This is a genomic window from Marinococcus sp. LNHM5E3-2.1, assembly GCF_056034365.1.
In genome coordinates this window covers 210,661-234,880 of the sequence record NZ_JBQLIB010000002.1, presented here as the reverse complement: position 1 = coordinate 234,880, position 24,220 = coordinate 210,661, and the positions used below count along the sequence as shown (strand labels likewise).

Here is a 24,220-nt window from a genome sequence, read left to right as displayed (position 1 = left end):
CGAACGTAAAAAGGTTCAAAAGGTGGTGAACAGATGGCTTCCTTAAAAGAAATTAAAGGCCGTATCCAGTCGACGAAAAAAACGAAGCAGATTACAAGTGCCATGGAAATGGTCTCGGCGTCGAAGCTGAATAAGGCCCAGCAAAATGCTCAGCGATATGAGCCGTATACGAAAAAAATTAAAGACGTTGTTTCCGGCATCGCTGCCGGCAGCAGCGGTATCTCCCACCCCATGCTTGAAGAACGTCCTGTAAAGAAGACCGGCTATATTGCCATATTTACAGATCAGGGGCTTGCAGGGGCATATAACTCGAACATTCTTCGGGACTTAATGCAAAAGCTGCGGGAGCGTCACCAGTCAAAGGACGAATACAGTGTGATTGTAATCGGCCGGACGGGACGGGACCTGTTAAAACGTTACGGCATTCCAATGTTCGATGAAATTACGGGGCTGCCGGACCAGCCGTCCTTTAACGATATTAAAAACGTTACGCGTCTTGCCGTTGATTTGTATGCAAATGAAGACGTGGACGAATTGTATATCTGGTACAACCACTTCATTAACCCGATCCAGCAGAAGGTAACAGAAAAGAAACTGCTGCCGTTGACGGAGGAAGTAAGTGAAGAGGACAGCAAAGGCACGGCCCAGTATGAATACGAGCCTTCGCCGGAAGCGATTTTAAAGCAGCTTCTTCCGCAGTATGCAGAAAGCTTAATCTACGGAGCCCTGCTTGATGCCAAAGCCAGTGAGTTCGGGGCCCGGATGACAGCGATGAGTGCAGCAACCGATAACGCCAACAACATGGTCGATGATTTAACCCTTTCCTATAACCGTGCCCGCCAGGCGGCCGTGACGCAGGAAATTACCGAAATCGTCGGCGGTGCAGCTGCGCTTGAATAGAAGAATCATTTCGTCCGGCCGAGCCGGACAGTAAGGAGGGGAACAATTACAATGAGTGAAGAAAACGGTCGAATTACTCAGATTTTGGGACCGGTTATTGATGTTCAGTTCCCAAGCGGTCAGCTTCCGGAACTAAACAACGCGCTCCGCGTATCACAGCCGGCCACCGAAAATAAGGATGCAATTGAAGTTACTCTCGAAGTTGCGCAGCATTTGGGCGACAACTCCGTGCGGACGATCGCGATGTCTTCGACAGACGGTTTAATCCGCGGAACAGAAGTGACCAACACAGGAGGGTCTATTTCGGTCCCGGTTGGAAATGACACGCTGAGCCGCGTATTTAACGTTCTTGGTGAACCTATTGATATGAAAGAGCAGGTGGAGGACAGCGTCGAGCGCAAGCCAATCCACCGTAAGCCGCCACAATTTGACGAGCTCGCTGTGGAAACGCAGGTGCTTGAGACAGGCATTAAAGTTGTAGACCTGCTTGCCCCTTACGTAAAAGGCGGAAAAATCGGCCTGTTCGGTGGTGCCGGCGTAGGGAAAACGGTACTTATCCAGGAGCTTATTAACAACATTGCCCAGGAGCACGGCGGTATCTCCGTGTTTGCAGGGGTAGGGGAGCGTACCCGTGAAGGGAACGACCTTTACTTTGAAATGAGCGATTCTGGCGTTATTAACAAAGCAGCCATGGTGTTCGGCCAGATGAACGAGCCGCCAGGTGCCCGGATGCGCGTAGCTCTGACCGGCCTGACAATGGCAGAGCATTTCCGTGATGAAGAAGGGGCAGACGTGCTTCTCTTTATCGACAACATTTACCGTTTCACGCAGGCAGGCTCGGAAGTATCCGCCCTCCTCGGCCGGATGCCGTCCGCCGTTGGGTATCAGCCAACGCTTGCGACCGAAATGGGTCAGCTGCAGGAACGTATCACTTCCACGAAAAAAGGATCGGTTACGTCGATTCAGGCAGTGTATGTGCCGGCCGATGACTATACGGACCCGGCACCGGCAACAACGTTTGCCCATCTTGATGCGACAACTAACCTGGAGCGCCGGTTAACAGAAATGGGCATTTATCCTGCCGTGGATCCACTCGCTTCCACCTCACGTGCGCTTGCACCGGAGGTTGTCGGTGAGGAGCATTACGATGTCGCCCAGCAGGTAAAACAAACGATCCAGAAATACAATGAGCTGCAGGATATTATCGCAATTCTCGGGATGGAAGAGCTTTCCGAAGAAGACAAGCTCACGGTAAACCGTGCCCGCCGCATTCAGTTCTTCCTTTCGCAGAATTTCCACGTGGCAGAGCAGTTTACCGGCCAGAAGGGTACGTACGTATCCGTGCAGGATACAGTGCGTGGATTTAAGGAAATTCTTGACGGGCAGCACGATGACGTACCGGAAGACGCCTTCCGCCTTGTCGGCCCGATTGAAGATGTAGTGGAAAAAGCAAAATCTATGTCCTAAGGACGACACGGGGGAGGGAGAACACAGATGGCAACGATGCATCTCAGCGTAGTGACTCCGGACGGGTCCGTCTTTGATGGAGAAGTAGAGATGGTCAGTGTTCGTGCGGAAAGTGGCGAAATGGGGATTCTCCCCGGCCACGTTCCAACCGTGGCTCCTCTAAAGATTGATGCAGTCCGCATTAAGTATGACAACAAAGTAAAATTACTGGCTGTGAGTGAAGGATTCGTAGAAGTCCGCTCTGACGCCGTTAATATCTTAGCGGAATCTGCAGAAACTCCAGGAGAGATCGATCCGGAACGAGCCCGCATCGCCAAAGAGCGGGCGGAGGAACGACTGGACCGGATAAATGAAGAGGAAATTGACATCATGCGGGCACGCCTTGCGTTAAAACGGGCCAATACCCGACTGAAGGTTTCCGAAGGCTCATAAAGTTACATCTGAAGAATCGTTTTTCCAAAAGGAGAAACGGTTCTTTTGTTTTATATGAGTATGGCCCCGGCAGTGAATAGTGAAATTAAATAGTAGCAGCACCTGCGTTTCTAAAGAAGATAGAACTATAGATGTTTGATTATGAATCCTTTATAATAAAATATGCTTATAGTTATACAAACTTTTATAAAAATAGTACAAGACCTCGTGAATCCAATGACCGCCGCACATAGTAGCAGAACCTTCGTCTCTTGTTTTCCCTTATGCATTTGGTTACTCTGAAACGTGGCTTAAAATTTGCAAAGAACGTTGTACAGCAACAAAGAAAGGCATGATGGCATGAATCCGGACGGCCAGGAAGCACTAATACATATCCTGCTTCATCTCTCTTTTTTTATCCTGACCTGGTGGTGTCTGCAGGCGTTTCGGTTTGACGTTTTTATCCGGAGGCCGGAAAGCCTGAAGGGAAGACTTTTGATTATATTGTTCGCTATTGCAATCAGCTACTCTGTAAGCAGCTTCTTTATCGATTATTTTGATTTTTCTTTGTATCTTCGTTACCTGTTTTTCACACTTTTGGCATAAAAGATTATGAAAATGCGGGAGCGGGTAAAGGATTCTGTATGAAACTCATCGATGCTGTTGAAATGGACACGGAAAAACTGTCTCTTTACCTCTGTAACGTTTTGAGACGGGAAGCGACTAATGAAAAGGTTAGACAAATGGACGAAAAAAAGCACAACTCTTTCAGGTAAAGTACGCAGCACAAAAAGATAATATGCATAAGTATAGCGGAGGGAATTAAATTGGATAAAATTATTGTACAGGGAGGCAGACGCCTAAAGGGGTCCGTCAAAGCAGAAGGAGCAAAAAATGCGGTTCTGCCTGTTATTGCAGCTACTCTTTTGGCAGAAGAAGGGCAAAGCACACTTTATGATGTGCCGCCTCTCGCAGATGTAGACACGATCTCCAATGTTCTGCGCCATGTCGGAACAGAAGTTAATTACGAGGACCACCGCTGGACAGCTGACGCCACGGGAGACCTCTCCACGGAAGCTCCGTTTGAATATGTCAGCAAAATGCGGGCTTCATTTCTCGTTATGGGTCCGCTTCTGGCAAGAAAAGGGATTGCCCACATCGCACTTCCGGGGGGATGTGCGATTGGCTCCCGCCCGATCGACCAGCACCTGAAAGGATTTGAAGCAATGGGTGCGCACGTGGAAATCGGTAATGGCTATATCGAAGCGAAGGTAGAAAAACGCCTGCAGGGAGCACGCATTTATCTTGATTTTCCAAGTGTTGGTGCTACAGAAAATATCATGATGGCCGCTGCTCTTGCAGAAGGTACGACAACGCTTGAAAACGTCGCAGAAGAGCCGGAAATCACGGACCTTGCCAACTTTATTAATGCCATGGGAGGCAAAGTCCGCGGCGCCGGAACCGGCACGATCCGCATTGAAGGTGTAGATAAATTAACCGGAGCGGAGCATACGATTATTCCGGACCGGATTGAGGCAGGAACCTTTATGATTGCTGCTGCGATCACCGGAGGAGAAGTATTCGTCGAAGGGGCAATGCACGAACATTTACGCCCGCTTGTAGCAAAAATGCGGGAAATGGGTGTGAAAATTGAAGAAAGCGACGGAGGCATGCTTGTCACCGGCCCGGATATTTTAAAGCCGGTCGATATTAAGACGATGCCGCATCCTGGCTTCCCAACAGACATGCAGGCGCAGTTTATGGCGCTTCTAACCCAGGCAAAGGGCACCGGTCTTATTACAGAAACGGTTTTTGAAAACCGCTTTATGCACGTAGAAGAATTCCAGCGTATGAACGCAAGCATCAAAATTGAAGGGCGCACGGCTATTATTAGCGGTCCGAAAAAACTGCAGGGTGCTGAAGTGTCAGCTACCGACCTCCGTGCAGGCGCCGCTTTGATCGTTGCCGGTCTCGTAGCAGAGGGAGAAACAACGGTAACAGAGCTCCGTCACCTTGACCGTGGATATGTAGACTTTCATAAAAAGCTGCAGGGTCTCGGCGCAAATGTAAAACGCGTAAATGCAGACGAGGAAGCAGATACTTCCATGAAAACAGCCCAACGCTCTTAATTAAGTTTTCAATAAAGCAGGCCATCACTATTCAGTGGTGGTCTTTTTATGCTTTAAGAGTAGGTATATAGTATCCGGTAAAATAGGATATACTTCACTAAATGCAGGCTTATATTCCTCGGATTAGACGTTTGTGGTAAAATAGAACTAATTATAAATGTGGACGATTTAAAGATAGAAGCATGCCCAGCCAGGCTTACGTTCGGCCTACATTACGGAAACGGGGAATACAATTATGCTGAGGGGTTTTTATAACGCTGCGTCGGGCATGACAGCCCAGCAGAGAAAAACGGATATGCTGAACAATAATATTGCCAACGCCAACACACCGGGCTACAAATCCGATCAAAGTGCGATCCGGACGTTTCCGCAGCAGCTGCTGCATGCGGAAAATGCAGGAAAAGGGCCGCATACGATCGGCTCACTTGGCACGGGCGTCTACATGCAGGACCAGACTCCTTCGTTTACTCCGGGAGAGCTGCAGGAAACTAACGCGCCAGCCGATGTTGCTCTGCTCGAAGCAGAGGTGCCGGATGAAAACGGTACAGTGCTGTTCACGGTCCAGGGAGAAGACGGAACGGCCTACACCCGGAACGGAAACTGGACAGTGGATGCAGAAGGATTTTTAACGACCTCGGAGGGGCAATACATACTAAATAACGAAGGCGCCCCTGTGGAAACGGGAAATGAAAATTTTCAAATTACCGAAGACGGCACGGTGCTGCTTGAAAACGGTGGGGAAGCCGGTCAGCTGGGTGTGGCTTATGCACCGGACACCAACGATTTAGTCAAAACCGAAGCGGGTCTTTTTGAAGCGGAGGAGGAGCTTGGCGCTGCAGCGGATAATGAAGACGTCCGCTATCAGATGAAACAGGGGTTTCTCGAACAGTCCAACACCGACTCCACCCAGGCGATGACGGAGCTGATGGAAGCGTACCGGATGTTCGAATCCAATCAGAAAGTGATGCAGACGTATGACCGCAGCATGGAAAAGGCTGTGAATGAAGTCGGACGGCTCGGTTAACTATAGGGTGAACCTATAAAATAGAATTCAGGAGGAAGAGAGCATGTATTCGGGATTACGCATACCATTTCAATCCATGGGCTCTGTCCAGCAGCAGATGGATACCATCAGCAATAACCTCTCCAACGCGGAGACAGCTGGATTTAAATCACGACAGGCGACATTCAGTGAAATGATGTACCAGCAGCAGGACAACATGCCAATGCCGGAAAACGGCACCGGCCGGCTTACTCCTCCGGGGATACGAACAGGCGGCGGAGCATCAGTCGGCCAGACAGCGCTTCGCATGGAGCAGGGATCGCTGAAAGAGAGTGAACGGGAGCTCGATTTTGCTCTTGAGGACACGGATGCTTTTTTCCAGATAGAAGCAGAAGACGGGGTGGTTGAATATACAAAAGACGGGCAGCTGTATCTGTCAGAAAACCCTGAGACGCCTGGAAGCTATACACTCGTTGATCAGAACGGCGGATTTGTATTAAACGAAGCCGGAGGAAGATTTGATATTCCTGCAGGAGCTTCAGAGTTTTCAATGCAGGAAAACGGGGAAATGACAGCTGTAACGGCAGCCGGTGACACCGTGAACCTTGGTTCATTTGGCGTGGTACAGGTGGAGCGCCCGCAGGCGTTAACGTCTGTCGGGGGCAATCGGTATCGTTTTGAGGATTTAGATGGACTCGGGGCAGCGGAAGATGATATGGTTATAGAAGCTGACCCGTCCAGCGTAAAGCAGGGAATGGTCGAGCAGTCTAATGTGGATTTATCGAATGAATTAGTAAATATGATGAATGCCCAAAGACAATACTCGTTTAATTCCCGCGCGTTGACGCAGGGAGACCAGATGCTTGGATTAATTAACAGTATTCGATAAGTCTTTGCGGTTAAGGGAGCATAGATAGTACATATGAACAATCAGGACAACCATACAAGGACTTCCAGGCCGAATAGAAAAGCGCAGCTGAAAAGAGGCGCGCAGAAGGTACGTGCACGTCTTCAGCACCTGCTCTGGTGGCACTGGCTGATTATTATTTTAGTTCTGGCTTTTATCTGCTCGATTATCGGCTTGATGATCGGCTATGCGGTCGGGGGAGGGAACCCTTTTCAGGCTTTAAACCCATCGACCTGGCTGGAGATTTACCAGTTAATCCGAGGAAATTAGCATAAAAAGTGAGGAAAAAATGATGCTTTCAATAGAACAAATTAAAGAGATTATTCCGCACCGCTACCCGTTTCTGCTTGTCGATAAAATTATCGAGGTAGAACCCGGGGAGCGGGCGGTAGGCATTAAAAATGTCAGCGCCAATGAAGAATTTTTCAACGGGCACTTCCCTGACTATCCAGTGATGCCGGGAGTGCTTATTATTGAAGCAATCGCCCAGGCCGGCGGCGTCGCGCTGATGCAGCAGGAAGATATGAAAGGAAAGCTCGCTCTGTTTGCAGGCATTGATGAATGCCGATTCAAAGGACAGGTGAAGCCGGGAGACCAGCTGCGCCTGGAAATGGAGGTCACCAAACAGCGACGCTCCATTGTTAAAGGAAAAGGCACAGCTTCTGTAGACGGCAAGGTCGTTGCAGAAGCGGACCTGATGTTTGCGATTCAATAGTAAAAAGGACTGCAGCCAGAGCCGGCTGCAGTCCTTTTTTATTGTCTGCTGCTATTCATCATTTTCCTCTAATGCATCTTCAATGTGTTCTTTAAGGGCTGGCCCCATCGTTCGGGAATAAAGGGTGGAAATATGGTGGTTGTCCCGAAAAGTAATGACGTTGCCGATCACAGGGTCACACGTCTCGTCATCACAAAAATAAGGAGACATATCAGCAAAGGTAACGTTGTCTGGAATCTCTTCTTCTTCTGTATTTTCCCACGGAGGGTTTTCAGATAATACTTCATCTCTTGGTACGGCGCAATCGGCCGGATCGTCGCTTTCTTCCAGGCAGGTGGGGATGTCCTCCTGCATCCTCGGGTTGTCCCGTATCGCGAATATTTCCGTATGGCCTTCGAATTCTTCCCAGATCCCAAGGTAGCCTTCTGGTATGGTGCCTCCAGCATTTACATTAGCGGTAGTGAAAAGTAAATCAGGATCGTTTTTCTTCAGCGGTTCAATGGAATCTTCATTCCACTGCATGCATGAGTCAGAGAGGGTACCGTCAAAATCATCTGTAGAAAAACGGCAGCCATCTTTATTAAACACATCGATCTGCAGGCTCAGCTCCTCAGACATTTTTTCAAGGGCCGGAAACCAGTGGCCGGAATGAGAACCGCCTACCAGGGCAATGGTGTATTCGGGGTCGGTCGTGTCCCCATATGAACACATGCTGATTTCCGTCTCTTCCAGATCGGAATAGCACTCGCTCTCAGAATAAAATTCCGGCATCTCGCTTTCAGCCTGCACCACATTATCGAGGGGGTCAATGTCAGGGTTCGGTTCAATATCCTCTGATATTGCCCGGGCCCCTGGGTAGTCCGTAACTGTATAATCTTCGCTGATAGTGGATTGACTTTTTTCGACGTAATTATCCCATACTCCAGCTGCCGTAAGGGCCGGAAGCAGAAATACAACCAGAGCCGTTACTACTTTTGTTTTTGATTGTTTGATATTAATTTTTCTTATGGGTGCTTCTATGACTTTGACAGAGAGCGCCGAAGCGACGAAGGCAAGAGCTATAATAGCAATGCCGCCCTTGAGCGATACCGTTGTGTTGTCGAAATAGGCAAAATAGAAGATAAGAATCGGCCAATGCCATAAATAAAATCCGTAGGAAATGCTGCCGAAGTATAGAAACGGCTTGGAGCCCAGCAGTTTGTCCACCCCGAAGCGGCTGCTGTTTTCAGCTGCTGTGATAATCAGCAGAGCCCCGGTGGTTGGAAGCAAAGCAGCAAAGCCCGGAAAAATGGTGGATACAGGGAGGACAAGCCCTGTTAAAGCGACAATTGCCAATCCCAGCCAGCCAAGAAAAAAACCAATTGATTTCCTCACTGACAGGTACGGAAGAAGCAAAGCGACAATGCCGCCAAGGCTGAACTCCCATACCCGGGCGAACGTATCAAAATAAGCCCAGGGCTGATTAATGGAAGTAATGTAGATAGAGTAACTAATAGATACAACAAAGACAATAGTCAACACGCTCAGCAGGGTTTTACGAACAGGCGTTTTAAATGCTTTTTTTGCAAGAAAATAAGCAGCCAGTATAAGTAGAGGCCAGGTGACATAAAACTGTCCCTGAATGGAAAGAGCCCAAAAATGCTGGAATGGGCTGGCATCGTTATTTTGCGCCAGATAGTCTACTGCGCTCGTAGCCAGTTCCCAGTTTTGAAAATACAGCGCCGAAGCAAACATTTCTGCAACAATCTGGTTCCACTGGGATTGAGGCAGGAGCAGAATAGAGCCGGCCATCGTAAATAAAATAACGATTACAGCAAGAGGCAGCAGCCGGCGGCCTAGTCCTAGTAGATATTCAGGCAGATTAATTGTTCCTTCACGTTCAAACCTCGATAAAAGTGATGTAGTAATTAAGTAACCGGAAACGACGAAAAATACGTCCACCCCGCCTGATACCGAACCCAGCCAGATGTGATAGACAGCCACTAAAAAAGCAGCTACAGCACGTACCCCTTCAATTTCGGGTCGAAACCTTTTCTCGGGTGTTCTTAAATCATTCATTATAAACATCTCCATGCATTAAGCTTTTCTAAGTATAAATATTACATTAATCCAGTCAATTATAATTTAATTTTATGTACTTAATATTTATTCTTTGTTTCATCTTTCAAAATGATCCCTGCCTTTTCCGATATTTATCATACATTATTTTATCACATGTAAACGAATCCACCCTGAACCCATTTCAATAATACACAATTTTAAATTAAGCAGTAAGAAAAATAACCTCACAGCGAATCGAAATGTGTAAAAAACATACAGTAATAATGGATTAATTTAATTGAGTAACATGTAACCAATGTATAAGTAATAATGAGTATAAACAAGAAAATAAGAGAAAACAAAAGATATATTTTAGTGCTTACATTTTTACCCTTTTTACAGTGTATTTTTTCTTAAGTTTTTCTAGTATTATTGGACTAGAATAAATTTAAGAAAGAGAGGGTAAGAATGAAAAACATTTTTCGTATGATAGTTTTCCCTGTTCTGATATTTGTTTTATTGTTTTCACTCGTGCCTTTAGATACAGAGGCAGCCAGTTCTAAACGAATCAAAGGGGATACCAGAATAGGCACTGCGGTTGAACTTTCTAAAGAAGGCTGGTCCTCAAGTAACTCAGTGATTCTAGCTAGATCTGACGAGCCGGCAGACGCTTTGGCCTCAGCAGGTCTTGTGGGAAGTACAGACGCCCCCGTATTGTTAACGAAAACAGGCAGTGTTGATACAGAGGTTTTGTCAGAAATTAAACGACTTAATGCAAAAAATGTCTACATATTAGGCGGTACGAAAGCAATAAGCAATAATGTTAAAAGTCAGTTAACAAATAACGGATTAAATGTAACGAGAGTTTCAGGAGACACTCGTTACAGCACTGCAGCAGCAGTAAATAAACAAGCTGGATTATCTAATGCAAGTACAGCAATCATTGCTAACGGACAGACGGTGGCAGATGCATTAAGTGCTTCAAGTATTGCCGCAAATAAGAACATTCCTATTTATTTATCCAGAAACTCCAGCCTGCCTTCCGATCTCCCAAGCAGTGTTAAAAAGGTTATTATTTTTGGGGGTTCAGCAGCGGTAAGTGATTCCTTAGAGTCTTCGTTAAAGAATAAAGGTATAGCTACTGAACGTATTAACGGAAGTACGAGATACGAAACCAGTGTGAATGCAGCGAAATGGGCGAATCTTTCCGGGGGAGTTAACTTATTGGCCAGAGGCACTTCCATCAGCTCAAGCAAAGAAGATTATCCAGATGCAGTAGCAGCGGTGGGTCTTGGAAACAAAATCCAGGCGCCAATTGTCCTTACACCACCAGATTCTTCTAACAGCACGGTGAAAAACTATATAGGCTCTAAGCCGGTATACGTTTTAGGTGGAAGTGCAGCAGTATCGGATAATGCTTTAAGTAATCTTGGAGTAAGTCTTTCAAGCGAAAATGATTCAAGCAGTGAAGAGCAGGAAAAGCCAAGTGACGGCAAAATAATCGAAACAGGTACTGTAGTAAACGTCACTAATTCTTTAAATGTCCGCAGTGGTCCGTCCGGAAGCAATGATTGGATAGGCTCCCTGGCAAAAGGTGAAAAAGTAGACATTTACGACATCACAAGTAATAACTGGGCAAAAATTAATTATAATGGCTCTTATGGTTATGTCAGCATGAACTACATTGATACAGGAAAAGCAGAAGAGAAAGTAATTGAAACAGGCACTGTGAATGTGAGTAATTCATTGAATGTTCGTTCAGGACCTTCAGGAAGCGATGAACGCATCGGTTATTTATTAAATGGCCAAACTGTCGAAATATATGAAATCAGCAACAACTGGGCCAAAATTAAATATGATGGTGGATATGGTTACGTCAGTATGAGCTATATCAATACGAAAAGTACTGTATCCAGTGCTTTGGATGGCGAGCTTATAGCTATTGATCCAGGGCACGGTGGCAAAGATCCTGGTGCTGTAGCGAATGGAGCCCAGGAAAAAGACATCGTATTGAGTGTAGGTTTAAGGCTTAAAGACAAGCTGGAAGCAGCAGGGGCAGAAGTAATAATGACCCGTTCGAATGATACCTTTGTTGAGCTGAGGGAAAGAGCAAATATTGCTAACCGTGCTAAAGCAGATTCATTTTTGAGCATTCACGCTAATGCTGTTTACAGTACTTCTGTCACTGGCCAGGAAACGTTTTATTACCCTGGAAGTGAAGAAGGACAAGAGTTAGCTGCAGCTGTACAGGACGAATTACTTAAAGCTGTCGGTACTAAAGACAGGGGCGTAAAAAGCGCTAATTTTTCAGTGCTCCGGAATACAGCTATGCCAGCCAGCCTTGTAGAGCTTGGTTTCATTACTAATGCCGAAGAAGCTAAGTTAATGAAAAGCAGTGATTTTCAAAATAAAGCTGCTACAGCAATGTATAAAGGAATCGAAAAGTATCACGAAGAGAATTAAATAAGAAAGTGGAGCCTTTAAATTGGGGCTCCTTTTTTCTAAATATATTTATAATGTATGGAAGAAAGTAGTTGATGATGTGAAATTTATTTCTCTGGCTTTTTTAGGGGCTTTCGTATTTTTATTTGTTCCTCATGTGACGTATGCAGAAGAAACTAAAACAATCGTAGTGGAATTTAAAAATGATAAATCTAAGACATTCTCTGCTAATACTGATCAGGACATAAATACTATTGAAGTGCCAGTAGAAAAAGCAGAAGAAAAGATGAAAGAATTAAAAAAAAATCCAGAAGTTGAGTACGCAGAATTTGAAGTATTTTATGAATTATTTGAATTTCCAAATGATCCACTATACGAACAACAAGAAGGCTATTTTCAAAACATCAATCTACCGGGAGTGTGGGATAGCTACACATCTTCAGATAAGTCAGTAGTGGCGGTGCTGGATAGTGGGATCAATCAAGATCATGAAGATCTCTCGTCAGCCATTATCAAGCCATACAATGTGATAGAAAAAAGTAATGAAGTTACTGACAACGTTGGACACGGGACACATGTAGCTGGTATCGCAGGAGCAATAACTGATAACAATACAGGCGGGGCTTCGGTTGGTCGAAATGTAAACATCATCCCCGTTAAAGTCGGTGATTCCACTGGAATCAGCAGTGTAAATATTGCTAAAGGAATCAATTATGCTGCTGAAAATGGAGCAGATGTTATCAATTTAAGTCTTGGAGGAGACAATCCTTCTCTGGCTGTTGAAAATGCTGTGAAGGAAGCTGTAGAAAAAGACATAATCGTGGTTGCCGCTGCTGGAAATGACTCTTCAACGACAAAGCAATACCCAGCGGCTTTAAAAAACGTAATATCTGTAGGGGCAATAGAAGAATCGACTAAAACTTTGGCTTCTTTCTCTAATTACGGAGAATGGGTAGATGTTACAGCTCCTGGAGACAGTATACTGAGTACCTGTACAAAAGGAGACCGATGGCCGTTTAGTAGCTGCAAAAGTTCCTATCCATATGTGGAAGCTAACGGCACCAGCATGGCAGCACCTGTTGTATCTTCCTATGCTGCTTTATTGAAATCGTATAACCCCTCTTTAACTACTGAGCAGATCAGGTATCTTATTGAAGAACCTTCTAGCAGTAATAACTCTGTCAAATTTGGCACTATCGATACGTCTTCTTCACTTAGTAAATATCAGACGGAATCGCGTTTATCCGGAAAAACTTCTGTAGATACTTCGATTGAAATATCAATGAAAGGGTGGCCAGAGGGCGTTCCCACAACTGAGGTTAATAGCGAGGGGCTAACAAGTATTTCAGGTAAAACTGCAATTCTTGCAAATAATTCTAATTTTGCAGATGGTTTAACCGCCAATACTTTAGCAGGCCAAATAGATGCACCGATATTATTAACTTTTGCTAACCGGATAAGTGAAAAAACAATTGCAGAACTAGAACGCCTCCAAGTGAATAATGTCGTTATAGCTGGTGGCACCGCCGCAATCTCCATGGAAATAGAGAAAGTTTTAGCAGAAAATGATTTCAATACTATAAGATTGTCAGGGCCTACCAGGTATTCTACGGCAGCCGAATTGAATTCTTACAGCGCAAAGACAAATGGAGAAGTCATTGTAGTTTCAGGGGAGAACTTCCCGGATGCTTTAGCAGTTTCTTCATATGCTAATCAAAAAGAGATTCCAATTGTCTTTGTTAAAAAAGAGATGATTCCAGAGGCAACGCAAGAATTTTTAAACGAGTACAATTTTTCTAAAGCTTATGTAATAGGTGGCACAGGAGTTATCAGCGATACCGTTAAGAATAAGCTGCCAAATGCTGAAAGAATATTTGGAAATACGAGGTACGAAACAGCACTGGAGGTAACAAAGAGGTTCAATGAAGATGCAGATTCTTATCTTCTGGCAACCGGTGAAAATTTTTCTGATGCCTTGGCTGGCGGGGCCTTAGCTGGAAGAGAAAACCATGGTTTGCTTTTATCACGGAGTAATTCCATACCAGACTCAGTAAGAGCATTCGTAACTAATAAACAATATGAAGCCAACCCTCCAGAGGAATTTTACACTTTAGGAGGAAAAGCAGCGATTACCAGTCCAACACTATGGCAAATGGATTCGCTTATTTACTCAAATTATTACATGAATAGATTGCTAAACTCAGATCTTAAAAAAAGGTAATAAAGAAAGAGGCGTAAAAATGCTTACCCAATTAAAATCGTTATGCGTTTTATCGGTCGCAGGGTTACTATTTGCTTTGAATACTACTGTAGCACAGGCATCTGGATTAGAAATGAAGCAAGAGTCTGAAACATTAAATGAAAAAAATTCTGTTTCTTTAGAGGACGGCAGTAAGATCTTGGTCAGTAATAATCAAGAAAGTACGAAGGTATCAGTTGAGGGAGAAACTATAATTAATAAAGAATTTCTGAAAACCTCTCAAGTGACTGAGCTTTCTGTAAACGAACAAACATTGCTTTTAACAGAATATCGTGTACCCGGGAGTGCTAATGAATTAATTTTCGAAATTTACAACATTTCTGAGGATAATAAAAAGCTTTATGAGTCCGACTCATTAAACCACGGATTGGTGGATGTAGTGAATGGAGAGATTATATACGGCGAGCCTGAATTCAGTGAGGAAGAAAATGAAGCGTCACCATCAATTGTTGATATGGTAGTATTGAACGGAAATGAAGAAGGTTTTGAAGAAAAAGAAGAAAAAGCAGTATCGAACGAGGCTTTCCAGGATAAAATTGGAAATGAAGAAGAAATAACCACATTTTCTTCGCAGAGCAATCCTTCCGCAGAAGAAATAAATAAATTATTGACTCAAAAAGCAGAAGAAAATAATATCCCTCCGGAAATATTAAAAGCTATCGCCTGGCAGGAAAGCTCCTGGCGCCAGTTTGAAGGAGGAGAGCCGTTAATTGGTTTTGACGGGATTGGAATTGGTATTATGCAGGTCTCTCCCGGATATACTGGTTTGCCAAACGAAAACGATCCGGCTTTTCAAGAAAAATTAAAGAATGATATCGAGTTTAACATTGAAGTAGGCATAGAAATTTTACTGAACAAATGGGATATGGGTCGTCTTCCTCAAGTAAATGACGGTTCGAAGGAAGTTATTGATAATTGGTATTTTGCTGTTATGGCTTATAACGGTATTTCAGACCGAAATGATCCTGCTAAAACAAATAGAGCCTATCAGGATATTATTTTCCAGCACATGAAAAGTTCCTTCGGGGAATTAAATGTGGAATCATTCCCTACAGATAAGCTTAAAATCACCTATCCTGATGAAAACAGACCTACATTAATGTCTTTCGACGAAAAGAAACAATATAACCTTGAGCATAAATTGACCCGTACAAAGCATAATTTTGAAAAAGAAGATATTATCTCCACAACAAGCGAAGCACCTGTATACGATGAAATTAACGGGGAAATTATAAGCGGCATAAGTAAAAGTGATGTAGCAGAAATTAAAAATACAATTCAGTATGATTCTGATCGCCTGCATCATTTTGGCTGGTACAATGTAGAGTTGCCAAGTGGAAAAAACGGATACGTGCGCTCAGGCGAAATTAACGATAATAGATTTGACGGTTCTACTCGTTATGAAACGGCTGTAGAAGTTTCTAGAGAAGGGTGGAATAGCGCAGACACGGTAGTTTTATCTACAGGAGTGGATTTTCCAGATGCTTTGGCAGGTACACCGCTAGCTCATCAGGAAGATGCCCCGATCCTATTAACTAAACAAGAGAGCTTACCTGAAGAAACTTTAAACGAAATTAAAAGGCTTTCCCCAAATGAAGTTATTATTTTAGGAGGAGAAGCAGCAGTATCAAGCAGCGTTGAAAACGAACTGAATAATCTTGGTGTACAATCGACAAGAATAGCAGGCAAGGATCGTTTCGAAACAGCACAAAAAATTTCACAAAAAATATCGAACCCAAGTAATGAATATGTAGTAGCTAATGGTTTTTCTTTTGCTGATGCTTTGGCAGCGGCACCGTATGCTGCTAATTCTGGAAAGCCCATTCTGCTCACGCGTGAGATAACTCTGCCACAGGCAACTAAAGATACGTTAAAAGGGGCAGATGAAACACTAGCCGTAGGTGGCACAGCAGTGATTTCTAAGCAGCTGTATTCAGAACTTCCTAACGCTGAACGTATAAGTGGTTCTACTCGTTATGGAACAGCATCTGAGATTGTAAAACAATTAGAATTTAATAAAGACAATGCTTATATGGTGAATGGAGAGAACTTTCCTGACGCGCTTACAGGCTCAGTACTAGCAGCAAAAAATCAAGCGCCTCTGCTCCTTACAAAATCGAATGGCCTGCCTTCAGAAACAATAGGTCTGAAATCCTCCTTTAAGACAAGTGGACTTTATGTAATAGGAGGAACAGCAGCAGTGGGATCCAACAGTGCATTAGAATTCAAAAAGTAAGCTTTAAAGTAACAGTCTTTGTTAATAATTATATTAGCAAAGACTGTTTTATTTTTGAGCTAACATGCCATAATGGAAGAACTATGAATCACAATCACAAAGTTGGAGGCGCTTATGAATATATTATTTATTACAAACATGTTTCCATCAAAAGACCATCCGCAGTTTGGAATATTTGTTGAAAATCAGGTGAAAGCATTAACAAAACAAGACCAGGAAATACTAGTCCTGGGGATTAATCAACCTTCTTCAAGCAGGGGGAAAGTAATAAAAAAATATTTTCAGTGGGGATATAGATGGGGCAAAACAGTATTAAACTCTTTGAAAACCAAAGTAGACATTGTGCATGCGCATTATACTTTTCCTTCCGGTATGCTGGCACTAATGTTTAAAAAATTAACTAAAACCCCTTACGTGGTTACGTGCCATGGAGGCGATATAAATAAAATGGCAGAAAAAAATGAGTACCTTAAACGTATTACCTTCATTATTTTGAAAAAAGCGGATCATGTGATTGTGGTGGGGCCAGAATTATTGGAAAAAGTTCAAAAAGAATATGAAGTGCCTTCCCATAAAATTAATCAAATTAGTATGGGTGTAAATAAAGCAATGTTTCATCCGGTTCCAAAAGTAGAAGCGCTACAGGCTACACAATTGAACTCAGAGGAAATAAATATTTTATTTGTTGGAAATTTAGTGGAAGAAAAAGGAATAGAAGATTTGCTGAAGGCCTGGAAAATTACAGTGGAAAAAGAAAAAAATATCAGACTGCATGTAGTGGGCAGCGCCAAGAATGAGGCTTACAAGGAGAAAATAACAGATTTAATCCAGAAAGAAAATATGGAAGCTACGGTCAGTTTTCACGGTGCTAAGCCTCAGTCTGAACTGAAAAATTGGTTTTCCTCTGTAGATATGCTTGTAGTGCCTTCAAGAAATGAAGGTTTTGGTTTAGTGGCTTTAGAGGCAATGGCCTGCGAGACACCTGTGGTAACTACGGATGCTGGAGGTCTTAAGTACATAGCTGCAAAAGGCAGAGGCTTAATGGCCAATGCTGGTGACCCCGAAAGCTTAAGTGAAAACATTTCTGCTATGTTAAATCTTAATGAAGAAGAAAAAGAGACAATGATCAAGAAAGCATTAATATTTGTTGAAGAAAATGAAGTGAATAATTTAAATAAAAATGTTTTAAATATATATGAAAAGGTCATAAATTATTATAATTAAATATAAGCATAAACTAACTATTTCTACTGCAGGTTTAATGGTATAATTTTATAGGTTAAGCTCAAAATCTTTATAAAGTTTCTTATGCAGGCAAATCGGGGAGGATTCCTAATGATTACAGCGATTGCTCTGGTTTCATGCTTTTTAACAGCGTTGATATTAACGCCCTTAGTTAAAAAGCTGGCTTTTATGATAGGAGCGACAGACAATCCTAACGACCGAAAAGTTCATACAGGTGAAATGGCACGCTTAGGCGGTTTGGCTATTTACGTTTCTTTTATATTAGGTCTTTTCATTTTGAAACCGGAAAATGAATATCTTCCTTTTATCTTTGCAGGCGGAACTTTAGTATTTTTAATAGGTGCTTTGGATGATATAAAAGAACAATCAGCTAAAATGAAATTAATTGCTCAGCTTGCAGCTGCCATTATAGTGATAGCTGGAGGAGTACAGTTAGAATTTATTAACCTGCCGTTCGGCGGAGTTTTAGAATTGGGATTTTTAAGCATCCCTATTACATTGCTTTGGATTATTGGTATTACCAATGCTATAAACTTAATTGATGGTCTGGATGGCTTATCAGCAGGGGTTTCAGCGATTGTCCTGGCCACTATTTCAGCTTTGAGCATTGTTCAGGGTGACATTTTCATCGTTGCTATGGCTATCGCTCTCTTGGGCGGAACTTTAGGTTTTTTGGTACACAACTTTCATCCGGCAAAGCTATTTATGGGGGATTCTGGAGCCCTGTTTCTTGGCTTCATGATTGCTGTAATTGCTTTGTTAGGTTTTAAAAACGTAACCGTTTTTTCGTTAATTGTTCCTCTACTCATCTTAGCCGTTCCTATTTCTGATACACTCTTTGCGATAATCAGACGGGCATTACAGAAGCAGTCTTTTTCAACGCCTGACAAATCGCACTTACATCATTGCCTGCTGCGCCTGGGATATACGCATAGACAGACAGTTCTAATTATATACTTGATCAGTGCTATCTGCAGTGTAGCTGCTGTTGTATTTACACTTTCAACGCTATGGGTTTCTATTGTAGCATTGTTAGTAATGATTATTGCTATTGAAATTTTAGCGGAAAGTGTCGGATTAGTCAGTAATTCTTACAGGCCGTTCCTAAGATTCTTAAAAAAAATTTCTGGAGGAACAAAAGAATAATATTAAAAACTACTGGTTCTTTAGTAATAAAGGCCAGTAGTTTTATGATTTTAATTGTGCTTATTATTTTGATTTGCTTTTGTAAGGAGAGAGAACAAACACAGCTTCAGGAGGCATTTTTCCAAATAGCAGGCTGGCTGCTTTTGGTGAGAGCTTATGAATAGTAAAGATGACTAAATAACAAAAAACAACTACAGTAAGGTAGCGAAGCAGGATGTCTACATGAAAAAGATAATTGTTATGCATAGGGATAAATCTTGCTGCTTCTTTTAAAATGAATGGATGAATTAAATAAAAACCAAAGGAATACAGCGCTACCCTCTTTATGCATTCAGTGATTTTGGTAGAAGCAGTCTGAGCGGTTCGCTCTGCTAAACGAAAGAAAAATAAGCTGCCTATAAATAAGAAAACCATTGAAATTAGCTTGTAGGGGTCCCAGGAAAAATAGTAATTGTTCATCTCGTAGACCTGGTAATAGTAGACGGCAGCCAAACTCCCAAAGATTAACGTTATGGTGCCCCAAAACCAATTACTATTTGAATAAGCTTTCTTTCTTTGTTGTACATAATAAATGCCTAGCCATCCACCTAAGAGAAAAGTTGAAAGGCTATTGAAAAACAAACTGAATTCTACCAAGTCAAATTTTAAATTTAGAAAATAATATATGTATTCAATTATAAAACCAACGAGCCAAAGGTATTTGCGTAGCCATACGCTGGATTGGGCTGCATAAACAAATAAAGGAAGAAAAAGGTAAAACTGCACTATAAGAAATATAAAATGTAATTGATAATAGGAGGTGCCTGTAAGAATTCTTTGGGGAATTTCTGTTATAGCCAGGGCTCTATCGCCAGTAGCGACAGAATACATCTCGTAAAATAATGCCCAAATAAGATAAGGTATGATTATAAAAGTGACTCGTTTTTTATAATAATCCTTTAAAGTAGATTTATTTAATGTTTTGGGAAATAAATTATAGAAAAACACCAGCCCGGTAATCATAATAAAAATGCCTGCTTCAATGCGGGCAATACGGTTAATAAAATGGTATTTTTCATAGGCTCCACTTTCCAGGGGGAGAGTAGTAGAAAATGTGCCTGTCACGTGGACGAACACTACTAGAAGCATTGCTACAAACCGTAAATAATATATAGATTCGATCCTCATGTATAAGATACCTCATTTTTGTCATTGTCTGATCCTATTTAAGAATAGTATGAAAGGATTGTAAAGCGAATTGGAAGAAAATGCATCAAAACACATATGATAAAATAAATGATGACTTTGCTTTGGCAATACATCTAGATAGAGAGGGAGCGCTATTGACGAGAAAAATAGGTATTACAAGTCTCATTTTTATTACTGTAACACTTTTTTTGAAAATTTCCGGCTTGTTAAGGGACATGACCATAGCCTTCTATTTTGGTGATTCTTATTTAGCAGATGCATATTTAGCGGCTTTTATCATTCCTAACATGCTTTTTTTGTTTATGATTAATGGTATGAAAAACGCTTTGGTCCCGGGGTATATTGAGGCAAAGCATGTTAATCAGGGGAAAAATTACCTGAACCAGATTCTTAAAAGTATTGTATATATAGGCATTCTGTTTGGAGTTCTTGGAGCGTTATTATCGCCTGTTTTAATCAGGGTTTTATACCCCAGCTTTAATAATGAAGCTACGGATATCGCCGTCAATGTATCTATCATACTTTTTGCTGCTCTTATATTTGTAGGAATAAATTCTGTAATGGAAGCATACCTGGATGCTGAGAACTTGTTCTCTTTATCCGCTTTTTCACAAATGATTGTGATACTTTCCAGTATAGCAGGTGCCGTTTTGTTTGCTGGAGAGCTGAGTGTCTATTCGTTAGCACTTGGTTATCTTATTGGTTCTATTATCTCGCTTGTATTTAAAGTTCCTGTTTTATCCAGGCGGAATATGATAAATTTGGGCACTAAATTAAATCTCCCTGAGCTCTCTGCTTTCTACCGGATTTTTATCCCAGTTGCTATGACTGTGATGGTGGGTCAAATTAATTTGGCAGTAGACAATGTATTTGCCAGCTATTTCCAGGAGGGAGTAGTTACATATATTAATTATGCAAAAAATTTGGTTCACTTTCCTCAGCAAATCTTTGGTATTACGATTGCAACGATCATGTTCCCCATGCTGGCGAAAGCGATGGCTGCAAATGATGAACCCTCTTTTAAGCGGGGGATAGAAAACGGATTAAATGTAATGTACTTAGTGGTGATTCCTGCTATCGTTGGCATGTTTGTGTTAATGCCTAACATTATAAGTCTTGTTTATCAAAGAGGAGCCTTTAGTGAAGAAGCGGTTATAAACACTAGTGAGGTGGCCTATTATTATTTTGGCTCTGTCCTGTTTTTTAGTTTGAACAATGTATCTAACAAAGGACTTTATACTTTAAAAAAAGGTCACTACGTTTTAATTATCGGTTTAATTACTGTGGTTCTGAACGCTGTGTTTAATTATATATTTACCACCTGGATAGGTTATGTGGGGATTCCTTTAGCATCTTCTGCTGTTGGCTTGCTTTACGCACTTGCCTGTTATATCGTCTTTTCAAAAACGATTAATGGATTAGATCACAAGCACGTCCTGAAAGAATTCACCAAAATAACATTAAGCGTAGTAATAATGGGTGTCGCGACATTTTTACTCAAAACTCAAGTTCTTCACAATTTCAGCAATTTTTTTCTTATTATGATCATTGCGTTGGCAGGAGCGCTTATATATATAATATCCATCTGGCTTTTTAAAGTGAAGGCTCTTAAGGTTTTAATAACTAATTTTAGAAAGAAGGTATAAATATTGAAACAACAGCTGAAGTATCTTATAAAATACATGGAACCGGCGATTAATAATGTTACGCTGAAAGTATTAAACCACGAGTACCGGGCAAAACAGGTGCCTGTAAAACCTTTAAGCTCAAACAAAGTATTAGTGTTTGTCCCGCACGTTGATGACGAAACTATTGGTCTGGGGGGGACGATTAAAAAATATACTTCTCTCGGAGCAGAAGTAAAAGTAGTATTAGTGACAGATGGTTCAAAAAGCGTTTCTTCTCTTTCAGGAGAAGAATTATCGAGTCAGCGCAAGAGTGAAATGGAAAAAGTACAGTATATGCTGGGATTTGATTCGATAGAGTATTTAACTCTCCCCGACGGCAATGTAGAAATCAGTGAACGCAACATTCAAAACGTGCTTAACATCATTCAGGATTTTCAGCCGGATGTTATCTATACAAATGTATTAGTGGATGCCCATTTGGATCATGTAAATACTTCAATTTTGTTAGCCGAATCGTTAAAACATTTTAACGTGAAAGACTCGCTGAAAATATATATGTATGAGATAAATTGTCCGATTCCGGTCGCTTACATAAATACGTTAATCGACATTACAGAAGAATTGCCCTTAAAACAAGAAACAATCAATGTTTTCGCTTCCCAGGCTATCGATTTTGACGGCTTTATTAATTTAAATATAGTCAAAAGCAATTTAAGCGCAGAACGGTCAATGAAAGCAGGGGAAGTTTTTCTGGGCCAGGATGCAGGAGATTTTATAAACTTCGCTGAATATATAAAAAATAAACAGGAAAATTTCCCTGCTCTTTTTAAACAGGCAAACAAGACAGTGACTTTACTATGGGCTTATTTTCAAAACAAAAAAGCCAAAGAAAGAATTTATAAGGAAGGATTATCTTATGCCAGTATTCAAAGAAAATTAAGGGATAAGTAAAGTGCTTGAAAGAGAAAATGACTGCTTCCAAAGCCACTATTTTTCATGGGTGAGCTGTGCTAGGCTGTATAAGTTATAATAGAAGAATGAAACTTTTTAAAAAACCGACTAACGTTAATGTAGGGGGAGCTTTATGCTTATAAACAAGGAAAGACGTCCAATGGCAAATGTAATGCAATTAATATTATTAGCATATATATTAATACAGCCTATACTGGATTTACTGGTGTTTATAGGTTTGCCAATTTCGACTTTGGTGAGAGCTGCCGTCATTCCCGCAGGTATGCTTTATATATTGTTTTTCTTAAAGGGAAATCAAAAGAAGTATATCGTCGGTTATTTTGTGGTTTTACTACTCTATTTTGGAATGCATACAGGTTTAAACTATTATTTAAAAGATCCCTTTTCCATTACATTTGAGCTCCAGAATATTGTCAAAACAATTTATTTTCCTACAGTAATGTTTGTGTATTATACATTTTTCAAACAGTATTTTTCCAAAAAATCATTAAAGCAATGGCTCCCATTAGTATTCACAATTAATTTAACATTCATCAGCTTAATCGTTTTCCTGGCGGGTATCACAGATACTGGAAAACGAACATACGGATTTTTAGAAAAAGAAGGGCAGACAGGCTGGTTTTTTTCAGGAAATGAACTCAGTGCTATCATGACAATGATTCTTCCTTTTGTGGTCCTCTATTTATTAAGAAAAACTAATTTTGTCCAGCAGATTATAGTGTTTTTCATAGTAGTTTTATCAATGTGGGCGATGCTCACTGTCGGAACTAAAGTTACGTTAATTGGTGTAATAATATCGGCCGGATTAGGGTTTATTATTAGCATCGTGAGACTGCGTCATAAAGAATGGTTGAATTTTATATTAATGGCACTGCTTATTATAGGTTTAGTTGGATTTATTCCTTCTTCCCCCATCGGAAATAATTTAGGGCTGGCTATAGAAACAAATGAGCAGGAGAGCGCAGGTCAGGAAGAAGAGGAAGATAGTGGCGGCGGAGATAACGGTCAGATAGAATCAGAGGACGAGACTACCAAACAAAGATTTGAAGAGAGCTTAAGTAATATTCCTATGCACTCGGTTTTGTTTAGTGGTCGGGTAGATTTTATGGCGGAATCAATGCAGCAATATGTAAACGCTCCGACAGCCCAAAAAGCATTCGGTATGGGAAGAAGCGGCAATTATGTATCGGCAGACTCCGCAAAATCAATTGAAATGGACTTTTTTGACTGGTTTTTCAACTTTGGAATTCTAGGATTTGTTATTTTACTCCTGCCTTTTTTCTACATGATTTCTGCGTATGTTAAGAATATCGTAAAAGCAGGAAGAAGCGCCTTCAATGTTTATGCAGTTACTTCGCTTTTATGCGCTGGTATGGGTACTGGAGCAGCTTTTATAGCCGGCCATGTGCTGTCCTATCCTGGTTCTGGCTTGTATCTTGCGATAGTATACGCTGCGCTTGTTGGCTTTTCAAAAAAAGAAAACAGCGACTACTCCGATTTTAATTCAAAAAAAATTGACAGAAAGTGGTAA

At 41.7% G+C, this 24,220-nt stretch carries 19 protein-coding genes; 17 read left to right on the top strand and 2 right to left on the bottom strand.

What is annotated here, in order from left to right; translation table 11 throughout:
• Window positions 1-33 precede the first annotated feature (33 nt).
• The 9 genes from atpG to fabZ all read left to right on the top strand — a co-directional run bounded on the left by atpG (window position 34) and on the right by fabZ (window position 7,532).
• A complete protein-coding gene (gene atpG, locus ACTRXH_RS05350; RefSeq protein ID WP_022794571.1) occupies window positions 34-900 on the top strand; it encodes an ATP synthase F1 subunit gamma in 867 nt (288 codons plus the stop codon).
• Window positions 901-951: 51 nt separating this feature from the next.
• The gene (atpD, locus tag ACTRXH_RS05345) at window positions 952-2,367 is read left to right on the top strand and encodes a F0F1 ATP synthase subunit beta (protein ID WP_474281053.1); all 1,416 of its coding nucleotides are present in this window, start codon (window positions 952-954) and stop codon (window positions 2,365-2,367) included.
• A 27-nt stretch (window positions 2,368-2,394) separates the two neighbouring features.
• Window positions 2,395-2,799 carry a F0F1 ATP synthase subunit epsilon gene (locus ACTRXH_RS05340; RefSeq protein WP_462867445.1) on the top strand — a complete coding sequence of 135 codons (405 nt, stop codon included), beginning with the start codon at window positions 2,395-2,397 and terminating at the stop codon, window positions 2,797-2,799.
• A gap of 297 nt (window positions 2,800-3,096) precedes the next feature.
• Complete coding sequence (locus ACTRXH_RS05335) at window positions 3,097-3,384, top strand: DUF1146 family protein (protein WP_462867443.1); 288 nt, start codon at window positions 3,097-3,099, stop codon at window positions 3,382-3,384.
• A gap of 221 nt (window positions 3,385-3,605) precedes the next feature.
• The gene (gene murA / locus ACTRXH_RS05330; RefSeq protein WP_474262346.1) at window positions 3,606-4,907 is read left to right on the top strand and encodes a UDP-N-acetylglucosamine 1-carboxyvinyltransferase; all 1,302 of its coding nucleotides are present in this window, start codon (window positions 3,606-3,608) and stop codon (window positions 4,905-4,907) included.
• Window positions 4,908-5,142: 235 nt separating this feature from the next.
• The gene (locus tag ACTRXH_RS05325; protein WP_474262345.1) at window positions 5,143-5,931 is read left to right on the top strand and encodes a flagellar hook-basal body protein; all 789 of its coding nucleotides are present in this window, start codon (window positions 5,143-5,145) and stop codon (window positions 5,929-5,931) included.
• Window positions 5,932-5,974: 43 nt separating this feature from the next.
• Window positions 5,975-6,799: a flagellar hook-basal body protein gene (locus ACTRXH_RS05320; RefSeq protein ID WP_474281051.1), complete on the top strand. Its 825-nt coding sequence runs from the start codon at window positions 5,975-5,977 to the stop codon at window positions 6,797-6,799.
• Between the two features lie 33 nt (window positions 6,800-6,832).
• Window positions 6,833-7,087 carry a DNA-directed RNA polymerase subunit beta gene (locus tag ACTRXH_RS05315; RefSeq protein WP_474281049.1) on the top strand — a complete coding sequence of 85 codons (255 nt, stop codon included), beginning with the start codon at window positions 6,833-6,835 and terminating at the stop codon, window positions 7,085-7,087.
• A 22-nt stretch (window positions 7,088-7,109) separates the two neighbouring features.
• Complete coding sequence (gene fabZ / locus ACTRXH_RS05310) at window positions 7,110-7,532, top strand: 3-hydroxyacyl-ACP dehydratase FabZ (RefSeq protein ID WP_027847263.1); 423 nt, start codon at window positions 7,110-7,112, stop codon at window positions 7,530-7,532.
• Window positions 7,533-7,583: 51 nt separating this feature from the next.
• Here the strand turns inward: fabZ and ACTRXH_RS05305 are convergent, their stop codons facing one another.
• Window positions 7,584-9,590 carry an acyltransferase family protein gene (locus ACTRXH_RS05305; protein ID WP_474281047.1) on the bottom strand — a complete coding sequence of 669 codons (2,007 nt, stop codon included), beginning with the start codon at window positions 9,588-9,590 and terminating at the stop codon, window positions 7,584-7,586.
• 450 nt (window positions 9,591-10,040) lie between these two features.
• Here ACTRXH_RS05305 and ACTRXH_RS05300 point away from each other — a divergent pair, with 450 nt between their 5' ends.
• From ACTRXH_RS05300 to ACTRXH_RS05280, 5 genes are all read left to right on the top strand, one after another.
• The gene (locus ACTRXH_RS05300; protein WP_474281045.1) at window positions 10,041-12,035 is read left to right on the top strand and encodes an N-acetylmuramoyl-L-alanine amidase; all 1,995 of its coding nucleotides are present in this window, start codon (window positions 10,041-10,043) and stop codon (window positions 12,033-12,035) included.
• A 22-nt stretch (window positions 12,036-12,057) separates the two neighbouring features.
• Window positions 12,058-14,235 carry a S8 family serine peptidase gene (locus ACTRXH_RS05295; RefSeq protein WP_474281043.1) on the top strand — a complete coding sequence of 726 codons (2,178 nt, stop codon included), beginning with the start codon at window positions 12,058-12,060 and terminating at the stop codon, window positions 14,233-14,235.
• Window positions 14,236-14,254: 19 nt separating this feature from the next.
• Window positions 14,255-16,510, top strand: coding sequence for a cell wall-binding repeat-containing protein (locus tag ACTRXH_RS05290; protein ID WP_474281041.1), 2,256 nt, complete (start codon window positions 14,255-14,257; stop codon window positions 16,508-16,510).
• Window positions 16,511-16,624: 114 nt separating this feature from the next.
• Complete coding sequence (locus ACTRXH_RS05285; RefSeq protein WP_474262338.1) at window positions 16,625-17,734, top strand: glycosyltransferase family 4 protein; 1,110 nt, start codon at window positions 16,625-16,627, stop codon at window positions 17,732-17,734.
• A 114-nt stretch (window positions 17,735-17,848) separates the two neighbouring features.
• A complete protein-coding gene (locus tag ACTRXH_RS05280) occupies window positions 17,849-18,901 on the top strand; it encodes a glycosyltransferase family 4 protein (RefSeq protein WP_474262425.1) in 1,053 nt (350 codons plus the stop codon).
• A 63-nt stretch (window positions 18,902-18,964) separates the two neighbouring features.
• Here ACTRXH_RS05280 and ACTRXH_RS05275 read toward each other — a convergent pair whose 3' ends face one another.
• Window positions 18,965-20,068 (bottom strand): acyltransferase, encoded by a 1,104-nt coding sequence (locus ACTRXH_RS05275; protein WP_474281039.1) that lies wholly within the window; start codon window positions 20,066-20,068, stop codon window positions 18,965-18,967.
• 80 nt (window positions 20,069-20,148) lie between these two features.
• Between ACTRXH_RS05275 and murJ the strand changes: the two genes are divergently transcribed.
• The 3 genes from murJ (at window position 20,149) to ACTRXH_RS05260 (ending at window position 24,220) form a co-directional block, all read left to right on the top strand.
• Complete coding sequence (gene murJ, locus ACTRXH_RS05270; protein ID WP_474262336.1) at window positions 20,149-21,735, top strand: murein biosynthesis integral membrane protein MurJ; 1,587 nt, start codon at window positions 20,149-20,151, stop codon at window positions 21,733-21,735.
• A gap of 99 nt (window positions 21,736-21,834) precedes the next feature.
• Window positions 21,835-22,668 carry a PIG-L deacetylase family protein gene (locus ACTRXH_RS05265; protein ID WP_474262335.1) on the top strand — a complete coding sequence of 278 codons (834 nt, stop codon included), beginning with the start codon at window positions 21,835-21,837 and terminating at the stop codon, window positions 22,666-22,668.
• 133 nt (window positions 22,669-22,801) lie between these two features.
• Window positions 22,802-24,220: an O-antigen ligase family protein gene (locus ACTRXH_RS05260; RefSeq protein ID WP_474281037.1), complete on the top strand. Its 1,419-nt coding sequence runs from the start codon at window positions 22,802-22,804 to the stop codon at window positions 24,218-24,220.

What these genes read in the sequence shown, in the direction of transcription:
- ACTRXH_RS05315 (WP_474281049.1), top strand. Translation starts at nt 6,833, where the DNA reads ATGAACAATCAGGACAACCATACAAGGACTTCCAGGCCGAATAGAAAA.
- ACTRXH_RS05300 (WP_474281045.1), top strand. Translation starts at nt 10,041, where the DNA reads ATGAAAAACATTTTTCGTATGATAGTTTTCCCTGTTCTGATATTTGTT.
- ACTRXH_RS05285 (WP_474262338.1), top strand. Translation starts at nt 16,625, where the DNA reads ATGAATATATTATTTATTACAAACATGTTTCCATCAAAAGACCATCCG.
- ACTRXH_RS05325 (WP_474262345.1), top strand. Translation starts at nt 5,143, where the DNA reads ATGCTGAGGGGTTTTTATAACGCTGCGTCGGGCATGACAGCCCAGCAG.
- ACTRXH_RS05290 (WP_474281041.1), top strand. Translation starts at nt 14,255, where the DNA reads ATGCTTACCCAATTAAAATCGTTATGCGTTTTATCGGTCGCAGGGTTA.
- atpG (WP_022794571.1), top strand. Translation starts at nt 34, where the DNA reads ATGGCTTCCTTAAAAGAAATTAAAGGCCGTATCCAGTCGACGAAAAAA.
- ACTRXH_RS05305 (WP_474281047.1), bottom strand. Translation starts at nt 9,590, where the DNA reads ATGAATGATTTAAGAACACCCGAGAAAAGGTTTCGACCCGAAATTGAA.
- ACTRXH_RS05260 (WP_474281037.1), top strand. Translation starts at nt 22,802, where the DNA reads ATGCTTATAAACAAGGAAAGACGTCCAATGGCAAATGTAATGCAATTA.
- murJ (WP_474262336.1), top strand. Translation starts at nt 20,149, where the DNA reads ATGCATCAAAACACATATGATAAAATAAATGATGACTTTGCTTTGGCA.
- ACTRXH_RS05275 (WP_474281039.1), bottom strand. Translation starts at nt 20,068, where the DNA reads ATGAGGATCGAATCTATATATTATTTACGGTTTGTAGCAATGCTTCTA.
- fabZ (WP_027847263.1), top strand. Translation starts at nt 7,110, where the DNA reads ATGCTTTCAATAGAACAAATTAAAGAGATTATTCCGCACCGCTACCCG.
- ACTRXH_RS05340 (WP_462867445.1), top strand. Translation starts at nt 2,395, where the DNA reads ATGGCAACGATGCATCTCAGCGTAGTGACTCCGGACGGGTCCGTCTTT.
- atpD (WP_474281053.1), top strand. Translation starts at nt 952, where the DNA reads ATGAGTGAAGAAAACGGTCGAATTACTCAGATTTTGGGACCGGTTATT.
- ACTRXH_RS05320 (WP_474281051.1), top strand. Translation starts at nt 5,975, where the DNA reads ATGTATTCGGGATTACGCATACCATTTCAATCCATGGGCTCTGTCCAG.